The sequence below is a fragment of the Streptomyces silvae genome (assembly GCF_016745505.1).
In the GTDB taxonomy this organism is placed as follows: Bacteria; Actinomycetota; Actinomycetes; order Streptomycetales; family Streptomycetaceae; genus Streptomyces; species Streptomyces silvae.
Genome location: NZ_JAERUC010000039.1, coordinates 63,152 through 74,900, shown reverse-complemented (window position 1 = coordinate 74,900; position 11,749 = coordinate 63,152). Strand labels below are relative to the sequence as shown.

Sequence of the window (11,749 nt, the reverse complement as noted above, 5' to 3'; positions counted from 1 at the left end):
TGGGCACCCTCAACAAGAAGGTGCTCAAGGAGTACGGCCTCGAAGGTGAGTACGAGGTGGTCTCCTCCAGCACCTCGTCGATGCTGGCCGAGCTGAACCGGTCGATCAAGAAGAAGGAGCCGGTCGTGGTGACCCTGTGGTCGCCGCACTGGGCCTACGGAAAGCACGACCTGAAGAAGCTCGAGGACCCGAAGGGTGCCTGGGGCAAGGGCGAGCAGATCCACACGGTCGCCAAGAAGGACTTCGCCAAGGACTTCCCGGAGCTGACCGGGTGGCTGAAGGACTTCAAGCTCAGCGAGGCGCAGCTGGCCTCGCTCGAGGTGGAGATCCAGAAGGGCGGCGCCGGCAAGGAGAAGGAGTCCGCCCGCCGCTGGATGGACGCCAACCCGGACGTGGTGGCGAAGCTGACGCCCGTCGGCAGCTGACCCGCCTGTCGACCACCCCGTCACGGTGAAGGGGACGGCCCCGGTAGCGAACCGGAGCCGTCCCCTTCAGGCTGTTCAGGAGGGGATCCCCGAAGATTTCCCGTCCGTCCCCGTCCGCCGGCTCGCCCTCCGTACCTCAAACGACATGCGTAGGGTGCTGGCAACCGGGAGGATGGCGATCCGGGGAGGGAGCCGGACATGGACGAGAAGGAAGCACTTCGAGTGGGTGCGGCGGTTCGCCGACGCCGCAGGACCCTGGGACTCACCCTGGCCGCGGTGGCCGGGCGCAGTGGACTGTCCGTACCGTTCCTCAGCCAGATCGAGAACGAACGGGCCAGACCCAGTCCCCGGTCCCTGCACCGGGTGGCCGAGGCCCTGGAGACCACGACCGAGCGGCTGCGGGCCGCGGCGGACTCGGCACGCGCAGTGGACGTCGTACGGGCGGACGACGAGGACGGCGTCCGCAGGCTGGTGCGTGGACGGCACCAGCTCAGCGCGCTGGAGTTCATCGGCGAGCAGGACCTCGGGCGCGAGTTCCAGCACCGCAACGACGAGGTGATGTACGTCGTGGAGGGCGCCGTCGAGGTCGAGGCGGAGGGCCGGGCCCACCGGCTGGGCCGGGGCGACACGCTCTTCCTCTCCGGCGGGGTCAGGCACCGGTGGCGGGCCACCGTACCGGCCACCCGGCTGCTGGTCGTCTCCGTCGCCGAGCACATCGACGCGACGTACGACTCGCGCCGCTGACGGGGGAGCCGATGCGCGTCGTCTCCCTCGTCCCCTCGCTCACCGAGGCCGTCGCCGTCACGGCGCCCGGTCTGCTCGTCGGTGTCACCGACTGGTGCACGCACCCCGCCGGACTGACCGCCGCGCGGATCGGTGGCACCAAGAACCCCGACACCGCCGCGGTGGCGGCCCTGCGCCCCGACATCGTCCTCGCCAACGAGGAGGAGAACCGGGAGCCCGACCTGGCCGCGCTGCGGGCCGCCGGGCTGGACGTCCTGGTCACCGAGGTCCGCACCCTCGGCCAGGCCTTCGCCGAGCTGGAACGGGTCCTCACCGCCTGCGGCCTGGTCCGGCCCCGCTGGCTGGAGGAGTCCCGGGCCGCCTGGGAGGCGCTGCCGCCCGCGCCCGCGCCACGTCCCGCGATCGTGCCGGTCTGGCGCAGACCCTGGATGGTGCTGGGGCGTGACACCTTCGCCGGTGACCTGCTCGCCCGCCTCGGGGTGCACAACGTGTACGCCGGCCACCACGAGCGCTACCCTCGCGTCCCCCTGACCGAGCTCAACGCCTCCGGTGCCGAGCTGGTCGTCCTGCCCGACGAGCCGTACCGCTTCACCGCCACCGACGGGCCCGAGGCCTTCCCCGGACTGCCCGCCGCCCTCGTCGACGGGCGCCACCTCACGTGGTACGGACCGTCACTGGCCGAAGCGGCCGGGGCCCTGCGGGCAGCGCTCCGCTGAACAGCCCGCCCAGCGTCCGTACACCCGCGAACGCCCAGGCCGTCACCAGCAGCGCGTACAGCGCCACGGCCAACCACGTGAACGCGTCCAGCCCGGTGTGCCGGGCCAGTCCCGCCGCGCCCGTGACACACGTACCGACCGGGAAGGTGAACCCCCACCACGTCATCGTGAACCCCATGCCCCGCCGCACCGCACGCACCACCATCGCGGCCGACAGGGCCAGCCACAGCAGCGCGAACCCCATCACCGGCACCCCGTACAGCACGGCGAACGCGCCGAAGGCCGAGGCGTACGGTGCCGGGACCGCTCCCGGTGCCACATCGGCCAGCTGGTTGACGGCGGTCGTGGACTGGCCCAGCGGCCCGAGCACCAGGAACAGCGTCGGGGTCAGCGCGAGCGGCAGCGGACCGTGGTGGACCAGCCGACCGAAGACCAGCGGGACCACCACCAGGGTCGCCAGCAGCGACAGCCCGAACATCGCGTAACAGGCGAGCAGCAGCGCCTCGCGCCCCTGGCCGGGCGCCAGCTCGGGCACCAGCAGGGGCCCGACCGCGGCGGAGACCATCGGGGCCACCAGGGGAAGCAGCCAGACCGGTGACGCGGTGCCCGGCGCGAGCCGGTGGCGTACGACCATGAGGTACGGGATCGCCACGGCGGCGGCGAGCCCCGCGACCGTGCCCGCCGTGAAGAGCACCGCGTCCACGGCGACGGCGGCCGGATGCCCGATGACGTCCCGGCCCACCACCAGGGTGCCCGCGCCCACGGCGAGCAGCGCCATGGACAGACAGCCGTGGAAGGGCGCGACGGCGGGGTCCAGGAGGTCGGCGCGGGCCTGGTCCCGGTGCAGGACCCAGTGCCCGGCACGGGCCGCCAGCACGACGGCCAGCAGCACCGAGGACACGGCCCACACCACGACACAGGCGGTCCGCAGACCCGGCACGTCCACCGGCAGCGCGGCACCCGCGGTCGCGACGATGGCGGTCCCCATCACCGTCGCGTACCAGTTGGGGCCGAGATGCCGCAGGGACGGGAGCCGGTGGGCGGGGGCGGCGGAGGCGGGCGCCCCGGTCTTGGTCTGCGGAAAGATGGCCATGCCACGATTCTCGGCGGGCGGACCGCCGCCCACCAGGGAGCGCGCGGCTATGAGGTCATAGGCTGGGGTTATGACCGGTCCAGTGCCCCCGCGCGCCTCCCTGCCCCACCGGGTCCCCGACCTGGGAGCCATGGTGCTGCTCCTCGCGGTCGCGCGGCACGGGAGCCTGGGCCGGGCGGCGCGGGACGTCGGCATCAGCCAGCCCGCCGCCTCCGGCCGCATCCGCTCGATGGAGCGGCAGCTCGGTGTGGCGCTCCTGGACCGCTCACCGCGCGGATCCCGGCTCACCGACGCGGGCGCGCTCGTCACCGACTGGGCGCGCAGGGTCGTCGAGGCGGCCGAGGCGTTCGACGCGGGGACCCAGGCGCTGCGGGACCGGCGGGACTCCCGGCTCCGGGTCGCCGCGAGCATGACCATCGCGGAGTACCTGCTGCCGGGCTGGCTGATCGCACTGCGCGCCGAGCGGCCGGACACCGCCGTCTCCCTGCTCGCCGGCAACTCCGCGGCGGTCGCCCTGCGGCTGCTGGCCGGTGAGGCGGACCTGGGCTTCGTCGAGGGGCTCTCGATACCGGAAGGGCTCGACGGCACCGTCATCGCCCACGACCGGCTCGTCGTCGTGGTCGCCCCCTCCCACCCGTGGGCACGCCGGGCCACGCTGACCCCGGGGGAGCTCGCCCGGGAGCCGCTGATCCTGCGGGAGCACGGTTCGGGCACCCGGCAGGTCCTGGACGCGGCGCTCGCCGTGCACGGCGGACTGGCGCGCCCCCTGCTCGAACTCTCCTCGACCACCGCGGTGAAGGGGGCCGCGGAGAGCGGCGCCGGCCCCTGTGTGCTCAGCGAACTCGCGCTGGGCGAGGAGCTCTCCGCGCGGCGGCTGGTCAAGGTCCCGGTCGCGGGCGTCCGGCTGCGCCGTCAGCTGCGCGCGGTCTGGCCCGCCGGCCACCGGCCCACGGGCCCGGCGCGTGACCTGCTCTCCCTGACCGCGCGCGAGACCTGACGGCCCGTGCTGTGGGGCCCGCTCCGGTGGCCCCCCCGGGCCTCAGGTGGTGGGCACGGACGCCGCGGCCGTGGCCGCCGCCACCAGGGCCCGCATGATCCGCAGGTCGTCGCCCATCTCCGGGTGCCACTGGACGCCGAGCACCCACTGCGCGCCGGGCAGCTCGATCGCCTCGACCGTGCCGTCCGCCGCGTACGCCGAGGCCACCAGACCCGGCGCGAGCCGGTCCACGGCCTGGTGGTGGTACGTCGGTACGGACGCCTCCTCGGGCACGAGCGAGGCGTACAGCGTCCCCGGAACCGGTGTCACCGCGTGCTCGCCGAGGACCCCCGCCTTGCCGAACGGGCCCGCGTGGCCGTCCAGATGCTGGGTCAGCGTGCCGCCCAGCGCCACGTTGAGCAGCTGCATGCCGCGGCAGATGCCCAGCACCGGGGTGCCGGTCTCCCGCGCCGCGCGCAGCAGGGCCACCTCCCAGGTGTCGCGCTCGTGCGCCGGCGGACCCGTCCTGAAGTCGCGCTCCGCGCCGTACAGCCCGGGGTCGACGTCGGCGCCGCCCGCGATCACGAGACCGTCCACCCGGGCCACCGCGGCCCTCGCCCTGGCCGGGTCGTCCGGCGGCAGCAGCGCGGCGAGCCCGCCGGAGCGCTGGACCAGCGCGGGGTAGGCGGAGGGGAGCACCGCCGCGGGGAGTTCCCAGACGCCCCAGCGAGCCGCCGGCTCCAGATAGGTCGTGACGCCGATGAGCGGTTCGTGCATGGTGCGGTCCCTCCGGCGGCCGGTCTGCGGGCCGGCCCGGTGCAATGGTGTTACGTCATACCTTTGTTCGTACGGAGCCGTCACGCAAGAGCAGTGATCCGGAAGGGCGGGTTCAAGCCAGGAAGCCTCGGAGGAGCGCTGCCGTACCCGCGCAGTGCTCGCGCATCACCGCCCGCGCGCCCTCCTCGTCGCCGTCGAGCACCGCGGCGACGAGCACCGTGTGCTGGTGCTGCGAGTGTTCGAGGTTCCGTACGAGCAGGGGGATGCAGTCCAGCAGGTCGTTGACGCGGGCCCGCACCGACGCGTACCGGGCGGCGAGGGAGGGGGAACCGGAGAGCTCGGCGAGCGTCAGATGGAAAAGGGTGTCGATCCTGCGGTAGTCGGGCAGAGGTGCCTCGTGTGTCGCCGCCAGAGCCGTACGCAGCCGGTCCGCCCCCTCGTCGTCGAGGCCGCGCGCCGCGCACAGCCCGGCCGCCCCCGACTCCAGGACCTCGCGGAACAGCAGGACGTCCTCGATGTCGACGTCCGCCACCCGGCGGCGCAGCTCGTCACCGGCGTCCGGGCCCGGGTCCCGGGGCAGCACGAACGTACCGCCGTGCCGGCCGCGTCTGGCCTCGATCAGGCCCTGGTCCTGAAGGACCCTCAGGACCTCGCGCAGGGTCACCCGGCTGATGCCGAGCAGCCCGGCCAGCTCACGCTCCGCAGGCAGCCGCCCGCCGCCGGGCACCAGGCCGAGCCGGACCACCTGGAGGATCTGCTCCAGCGCCTCCTCGAAGCCGTTGCCCGCGCGGACCGGCCGCAGGGCGCTCAGCAGCCGGCCGGAGTGCCCGGGCTCCCCGGTCTCTTCCGCCACGTCCCGATTCCCTTCCCCCCAATGGTTTTCCCCCATACCTTAGGCCGACCGGCAAGCCTCCGGCCGACCGAACGAGGAGTATTCCGTGGCAGACCGCACACCCCCGCTGGGGACCGACGAGCTGCGCGTGCTGGTGGAGCGCGGTGAGGTCGACACCGTCGTCCTCGCCTTCACCGACATGCAGGGCAGACTGCAGGGAAAACGGTTCGCGGCGTCCTTCTTCCTCGACGAGGTGCTGGAACACGGCACGGAGGGCTGCAACTACCTGCTCGCCGTCGACACGGACATGAACACCGTCGACGGGTTCGCCATGTCGTCCTGGTCCAACGGCTACGGCGACTTCGCGATGCGCCCCGACCTCACGACCCTGCGCCGCATCCCCTGGCACGAGGGAACGGTCCTGGTCATGGCCGACCTCTCCTGGGAGGACGGCTCACCGGTCGTCGCCGCGCCCCGCCAGATCCTGCGGCGCCAGCTGGAGCGGCTCGCCGCCCACGGGCTGACCGCCCACGTCGGCACGGAACTCGAGTTCATCGTCTTCAAGGACACCTACGAGCAGGCCTGGGACCGCAACTACCGCGGCCTCACCCCCGCCAACCAGTACAACGTCGACTACTCGGTCCTCGGCACCGGCCGCATCGAACCGCTGCTGCGCCGCATCCGCAACGAGATGGCGGCCGCCGGGCTCACCGTCGAGTCCGCCAAGGGCGAGTGCAACCCCGGCCAGCACGAGATCGTCTTCCGCTACGACGAGGCCCTCGTCACCTGCGACCAGCACGCCGTCTACAAGACCGGCTCCAAGGAGATCGCCGCCCAGGAGGGCGTCGCCCTCACCTTCATGGCCAAGTTCAACGAGCGCGAGGGCAACTCCTGCCACATCCACCTCTCGCTCCAGGACGCCGGAGGGCGCAGCGTCATGGCGGGGGAGGACGGCTCGATGTCCCCCGTGATGCGGCACTTCCTCGCCGGCCAGCTCGCCGCCCTGCGCGACTTCTCCCTCCTGTACGCGCCGAACATCAACTCCTACAAGCGGTTCCAGCCCGGCTCCTTCGCCCCGACCGCCGTCGCCTGGGGCCACGACAACCGCACCTGCGCGCTGCGCGTCGTCGGACACGGCCGCTCGATGCGCTTCGAGAACCGGCTGCCCGGCGGCGACGTCAACCCGTACCTGGCGGTCGCCGGCCTGGTCGCCGCGGGGCTCCACGGCATCGCACACGAACTGGAACTCCCCGACGCCTGCGAGGGCAACGCCTACACCGCCGGATACGACCAGGTCCCCACCACGCTCCGCGAGGCCGCCGCCCTCTGGGAGGACAGCGAGGTGGCCAGGGAAGCCTTCGGCGACGACGTCGTCGCGCACTACCGCAACATGGCGCGCGTCGAACTGGAGGCCTTCGACGCCGCCGTGACCGACTGGGAGCTCCGCCGCTCCTTCGAACGCCTGTGAGGAGCCCCGTGATCCACGAGCACCGCGTCCTGAACCCGGCCACCGAAGAGCTCGTCGCCACCGTCCCCGCCACCACTGCCGAGGAGGTCGCGGTCGCCGTCACCCGCGCCGCGGCCGCCCAGCGCACCTGGGCCGCCCTGGCCCCCGCCGACCGCGCCCGGCTGCTGCGCCGCTTCGCCGTCCTCGTCGACGAACACGCCGAACGGCTGGCCGAGCTGGAGGTCACCGAGGCCGGACACACCCTGGGCAACGCCCGCTGGGAGGCCGCCAACGTCCGGGACCTCCTGGACTACGCCGCCGGGGGAGTGGAGCGGCTGACGGGGCGCCAGATCCCCGTACCCGGCGGGATCGACGTCACCTTCCTGGAGCCGCTGGGCGTCGTGGGCGTGATCGCCCCGTGGAACTTCCCCCTGCCGATCGCCGCCTGGGGCGCCGCCCCCGCCCTCGCCGCCGGCAACGCCGTCCTCCTCAAACCGGCCGAGACCACCCCGCTCACGGCCCTGCGCCTGGCCCGGCTCGCCCTCGACGCCGGCCTCCCCGAACACCTCTTCCAGGTGCTGCCCGGCGCCGGCGACGTGGCGGGCAACGCCCTCGTCGAACACCCGGGCGTGGCCAAGATCGTCTTCACCGGGTCGACCCGCGTCGGCAAGCAGATCATGGCCCGGTGCGCGCAGCGGGTGAAGCGGCTGACCCTCGAACTCGGCGGCAAGAGTCCCAACATCGTCTTCGCCGACGCCGACATCGAGGCCGCCGCGGCCGCCGCACCCATGTCCTTCCTGGACAACGCCGGCCAGGACTGCTGTGCCCGCACCCGCATCCTGGTCCAGCGGTCCGTGTACGACCGGTTCCTGGAGCACCTCGTCCCGGCCGTCGCCTCCGTCGCCGTGGGGGACCCCTCGGACGAGAAGACCCAGATGGGCCCCCTGATCTCGCGGGCCCAGCTGGAGCGCGTACGGACGCTCGTCCCCGAGGACGCGGACGGCATCCGGGGCAGCGCGCCCGGCGGCCCCGGCTTCTGGTTCCCCCCGACCGTCCTCACCGGGATCGCCCCCGACGCGCCCGTCGCCACCGAGGAGGTCTTCGGCCCGGTCGCCGTCGTCCTGCCCTTCGAGGACGAGGACGACGCCGTACGGCTGGCCAACGCCACCGAATACGGCCTGGCCGGCTCGATCTGGACCCGTGACGTGGGCCGCGCCCTGCGGGTCTCCCGGGCGGTCCGGGCCGGGAACCTCTCCGTCAACTCCCACTCCGCCGTGCGCTACTGGACCCCGTTCGGCGGCTACCGGCAGTCCGGGCTCGGCCGCGAACTGGGGCCCGACGCCCTCGCGGCCTTCACCGAAACCAAGAACGTCTTCATCGGCACGGAGGCCTGAACAGACATGACGACCGACTCCGGGAACATCTGCCGCCGCCTGACCGGCCGCACCGCCGTCATCACCGGGGCGGGCAGCGGCATCGGCCTCGCCACCGCCTGCAGGCTCGCCTCCGAAGGGGCGAACGTCGTCTGCGGCGACATCGACGCGGATGCGGGCAGGGCCGCCGCCAAGGAGGCGGGCGGAACCTTCGTGTCCGTCGACGTCACCGACCCCGACCAGGTCGAGGCGCTCTTCGCCACGGCGTACGCCACCTACGGAACCGTGGACATCGCCTTCAACAACGCCGGCATCTCGCCGCCCGACGACGACTCCATCCTCACGACCGGTCTCGAGGCCTGGAAACGCGTCCAGGACGTCAACCTCACCTCCGTCTACCTCTGCTGCAAGGCCGCCCTGCCCTACATGAGGCGCCAGGGCCGCGGCTCGATCATCAACACCGCGTCCTTCGTGGCCAGGATGGGCGCGGCGACCTCCCAGATCTCGTACACCGCGTCCAAGGGCGGCGTCCTCGCCCTCTCCCGCGAACTCGGGGTGCAGTTCGCCCGCGAGGGGATCCGGGTCAACGCCCTGTGCCCCGGGCCGGTCAACACCCCGCTGCTCCAGGAGCTGTTCGCCAAGGACCCCGAGCGGGCGGCCCGCAGGCTCGTGCACATCCCGCTCGGCCGGTTCGCCGAGGCGACGGAGATCGCCGCCGCCGTCGCCTTCCTGGCGAGCGACGACTCCTCGTTCGTCAACGCCACCGACTTCCTCGTCGACGGCGGGATCTCGGGGGCGTACGTGACCCCCCTCGACTGAGGCTCCCTACAGTGGTGGCATGACCCACGCGACCCCGCCCGGCTGGTACCCGGACGTGAACATGCCCGGCACCGAGCGCTGGTGGGACGGCACGGCCTGGACCGGATACACCCGTTCCGCCGCCGCCACGCAGCCGGTGGCACCCGCTCCGCAGCCCGTACGGCGCGGAGCGGGCACCACCACCCGGACCGTGGCCATGACCGTGGCGGGCCTGCTCGTCGTCGCCGCCGTCACCGGCTTCCTGGTGCTGGGCGGGGACGACAGCGGTACGCGACCGGTCTCCGGGGCGAGCACCGGCGCGCCGCCCACCGCCACGGACAGCGCGAGCGCGCCCGGCCCGACGCCCGCCGAGGGCCCGGAGGACGACCCCACGGTGCTGGTCGACCAGCTCGACGGGGTCACCCTCCAGGTCCCCGAGGGCTGGGAGAAGCCGGAGAACACCCTCGACGACGCCTCCACGATGCGTACGGCCGGGTCCTACACCTGCCCCGGCGACTCGGGAAGCTTCTGCTACCACGGCACGGTCACCGTCCGGACGGCGGGCGGCACCGACCTCACGGACATGAAGGCACTGGCCGAGGCGGACATCGGGACGGCCGCCGACCGCGCCTACGGCAAGAACACCGTCGGCGACCTCATCCACGGCGGCATCAGGTCCCACAAGGACCTGGCGTCGAAGCCGGTGACCGTGGCGGGGCGCACCGGATACCTGGTGCGCCGGCAGGTCACCACGGGCAAGGGGCCCGGCGGGTACGTGCAGTCGCTCGTCTTCCCGTCCGCCGTGGGCAGCGAGACACCCGTCATCGTGCGGTTCGCCTTCGACGCGGGCCAGGACGCGCTGCCGCTCTCCCTGATGGACACCATCACCCGGGGCATCCGCCCGATCGGCGACGCCACCGGCGGCGGTGTGGGCAGCACCGTGGCGCCCTGACGCCCGCCCTAGAGGAAGGTGCGCCCCTCACCGCGGTACGTCGGCACGGTAGCCGTGATCCGGTCGCCCTCGATCAGCCGCAGCTCGTCGAAGCGCTCGCACAGCTCACCCGCCTTGGCGTGCCGGAACCACACCTTGTCGCCGATCAGCAGATCGTCCGCGGGGGTGCCGAGCAGCGGGGTCTGGACCTCGCCCGGCCCCTCCTGCGGGTCGTAGCGCAGTCCCTCGGGCAGATACGGCACCGGCAGCCGGTCCGGGCCCGCCGCTCCGGACGCCGGATAGCCGCCGCCGAGCACGGTCACGACGCCCACGCCGGGCCGCCGCACCACGGGCTGGGCGAACAGCGCCGCCGGACGGCCCCTGAACGAGGTGTAGTTGTCGAACAGCCTCGGTACGTAGAGCCCGGAACCCGCCGCGATCTCCGTCACCGCGGGCTCGGCCGCGGTGTGCTGCACACTGCCGGTGCCACCGCCGTTCACGAACTCCAGGCCGGGCGCCACCGCGCGGACCGCCCGCACGACCTCCGCGCGCCGGGCCGCCAGCTCCTTGCGGGCCGTCGCCTGCATCAGCCGGATCGCACGCGACCGCAGCGGCCGCCCGGCCACCGAGTCGCCCACGCCCGCGACATGGCCCTCGTACGCCATCAGGCCCACCAGCCGGAACCCGGGCCTGCGGTCCACCGAGCGGGCCAGCTCGGCCAGTTGGGCGGGGGAGCGGAGCGGGGAGCGCAGGGCGCCGATCCTGACCCGGCCGCCGAGCAGCCGCAGCGAGGTGTCCAGCTCCAGGCAGACCCTGATCTCCTCGGTGCCGCCCGCGCGCGCCGCGTCGATCAGCTCCAGCTGCGCGTGATCGTCCACCATCACCGTCACGGCCGCCGCGAGCTTGGGATCGGCCGCCAGCTCGGCGTACGCGGACCGGTCGGCCGACGGGTAGGCCAGCAGTACGTCGTCGAATCCGGCGCGGGCCAGCCAGAGCGACTCCGCGAGCGTGAACGACATGATCCCCGCGAACCCGGGGCGGGCGAGCACCCGCTCCAGCAGGGCACGGCAGCGCACCGATTTGCTGGCCACCCGGATCGGCTTGCCGCCGGCCCGGCGTACCAGGTCGTCGGCGTTGGCGTCGAAGGCCTCCAGGTCGACGACGGCCACCGGGGCGTCGAGATGGGCGGTGGCGCGGTCGTAGCGGCTCCGGTCAGCGGCGCGGGCAGTCATGGGCGCAGCTTGCCAGACGTCCGTACCACTGGGTAGGGGACGTTCGGTGCAGATCGTCACGCACCCTCCCGCCCGTTCCCACGGGGTGCCGTCCACCCCGTAGAGTGACCGTCACACGATCGACCGACGGGCCCGTGCGCAACGGTGGTCCGTGGGCGGTGCGGGGACGTGGACCAGGGGGACGGATGAGTACCGAAGCGCAGCGCGCTCCCGTGCCACCCCGTCCGACGACCCCGCCCCCTGTGCGGGCCGACGCCGCCACCCCGCCTCCTCCACGCCCTGAGCAGAACCCGCCGGGCGCACCGGGCGCACCCGCACCGCAGGCCCCGGGTGCTGAACCCGCCGCGCAGGCCCCACAGGCCCCTGGTGCCACCCGCGCACCGCAGGGCACGTCCGCCACCCCCG

Annotated in this window: 12 protein-coding genes; 8 read left to right on the top strand and 4 right to left on the bottom strand. The window is 73.5% G+C overall.

All coding sequences use genetic code 11. The features are described from left to right. The 3 genes from JKV81_RS06380 to JKV81_RS06370 form a co-directional block, all read left to right on the top strand. The coding region (locus JKV81_RS06380; protein ID WP_307820496.1) for a glycine betaine ABC transporter substrate-binding protein at positions 1–425 on the top strand (425 nt) is incomplete at its 5' end. 198 nt (positions 426–623) lie between these two features. After that, positions 624–1,169: a helix-turn-helix domain-containing protein gene (locus JKV81_RS06375; protein WP_124279640.1), complete on the top strand. Its 546-nt coding sequence runs from the start codon at positions 624–626 to the stop codon at positions 1,167–1,169. Between the two features lie 11 nt (positions 1,170–1,180). Next, positions 1,181–1,885 carry a helical backbone metal receptor gene (locus tag JKV81_RS06370; protein ID WP_129261502.1) on the top strand — a complete coding sequence of 235 codons (705 nt, stop codon included), beginning with the start codon at positions 1,181–1,183 and terminating at the stop codon, positions 1,883–1,885. On the opposite strand, the gene JKV81_RS06365 is transcribed toward JKV81_RS06370, so the two are convergent. Beyond that, positions 1,824–2,978 (bottom strand): TDT family transporter, encoded by a 1,155-nt coding sequence (locus JKV81_RS06365; RefSeq protein ID WP_129261500.1) that lies wholly within the window; start codon positions 2,976–2,978, stop codon positions 1,824–1,826. The two genes, JKV81_RS06370 and JKV81_RS06365, sit on opposite strands and share 62 nt — an antisense overlap. 70 nt (positions 2,979–3,048) lie before the next feature. Between JKV81_RS06365 and JKV81_RS06360 the strand changes: the two genes are divergently transcribed. Further along, positions 3,049–3,975: a LysR family transcriptional regulator gene (locus tag JKV81_RS06360; RefSeq protein ID WP_129261497.1), complete on the top strand. Its 927-nt coding sequence runs from the start codon at positions 3,049–3,051 to the stop codon at positions 3,973–3,975. A 42-nt stretch (positions 3,976–4,017) separates the two neighbouring features. On the opposite strand, the gene JKV81_RS06355 is transcribed toward JKV81_RS06360, so the two are convergent. Then, entirely contained in the window at positions 4,018–4,731 is a 714-nt protein-coding gene (locus tag JKV81_RS06355) for a gamma-glutamyl-gamma-aminobutyrate hydrolase family protein (protein ID WP_124279644.1), read from the bottom strand. A 112-nt stretch (positions 4,732–4,843) separates the two neighbouring features. Further along, positions 4,844–5,584, bottom strand: coding sequence for a FadR/GntR family transcriptional regulator (locus JKV81_RS06350; RefSeq protein ID WP_129261495.1), 741 nt, complete (start codon positions 5,582–5,584; stop codon positions 4,844–4,846). A gap of 85 nt (positions 5,585–5,669) precedes the next feature. Here JKV81_RS06350 and JKV81_RS06345 point away from each other — a divergent pair, with 85 nt between their 5' ends. Genes JKV81_RS06345 through JKV81_RS06330 form a run of 4 tightly spaced genes read left to right on the top strand, consistent with a single transcriptional unit; the run spans position 5,670 to position 10,133 of the window. Next, entirely contained in the window at positions 5,670–7,031 is a 1,362-nt protein-coding gene (locus JKV81_RS06345; RefSeq protein WP_129261492.1) for a glutamine synthetase family protein, read from the top strand. Positions 7,032–7,039: 8 nt separating this feature from the next. Beyond that, entirely contained in the window at positions 7,040–8,404 is a 1,365-nt protein-coding gene (locus tag JKV81_RS06340; RefSeq protein WP_202075113.1) for an aldehyde dehydrogenase family protein, read from the top strand. Positions 8,405–8,410: 6 nt separating this feature from the next. Further along, on the top strand, positions 8,411–9,202 hold the full coding sequence (locus tag JKV81_RS06335) for a 3-oxoacyl-ACP reductase (RefSeq protein WP_202075112.1): 792 nt from the start codon (positions 8,411–8,413) through the stop codon (positions 9,200–9,202). A 19-nt stretch (positions 9,203–9,221) separates the two neighbouring features. Then, complete coding sequence (locus tag JKV81_RS06330; RefSeq protein WP_202075111.1) at positions 9,222–10,133, top strand: DUF2510 domain-containing protein; 912 nt, start codon at positions 9,222–9,224, stop codon at positions 10,131–10,133. A gap of 8 nt (positions 10,134–10,141) precedes the next feature. Here the strand turns inward: JKV81_RS06330 and JKV81_RS06325 are convergent, their stop codons facing one another. After that, a complete protein-coding gene (locus JKV81_RS06325) occupies positions 10,142–11,344 on the bottom strand; it encodes an amino acid deaminase/aldolase (RefSeq protein ID WP_129261484.1) in 1,203 nt (400 codons plus the stop codon). Between the last annotated feature and the right edge of the window lie 405 nt (positions 11,345–11,749).

Excerpts from the sequence above, each read along its gene's own strand:
- JKV81_RS06370 (WP_129261502.1), top strand. The coding sequence starts at position 1,181 with ATGCGCGTCGTCTCCCTCGTCCCCTCGCTCACCGAGGCCGTCGCCGTC.
- JKV81_RS06360 (WP_129261497.1), top strand. The coding sequence starts at position 3,049 with ATGACCGGTCCAGTGCCCCCGCGCGCCTCCCTGCCCCACCGGGTCCCC.
- JKV81_RS06365 (WP_129261500.1), bottom strand. The coding sequence starts at position 2,978 with ATGGCCATCTTTCCGCAGACCAAGACCGGGGCGCCCGCCTCCGCCGCC.
- JKV81_RS06335 (WP_202075112.1), top strand. The coding sequence starts at position 8,411 with ATGACGACCGACTCCGGGAACATCTGCCGCCGCCTGACCGGCCGCACC.
- JKV81_RS06325 (WP_129261484.1), bottom strand. The coding sequence starts at position 11,344 with ATGACTGCCCGCGCCGCTGACCGGAGCCGCTACGACCGCGCCACCGCC.
- JKV81_RS06355 (WP_124279644.1), bottom strand. The coding sequence starts at position 4,731 with ATGCACGAACCGCTCATCGGCGTCACGACCTATCTGGAGCCGGCGGCT.
- JKV81_RS06375 (WP_124279640.1), top strand. The coding sequence starts at position 624 with ATGGACGAGAAGGAAGCACTTCGAGTGGGTGCGGCGGTTCGCCGACGC.
- JKV81_RS06330 (WP_202075111.1), top strand. The coding sequence starts at position 9,222 with ATGACCCACGCGACCCCGCCCGGCTGGTACCCGGACGTGAACATGCCC.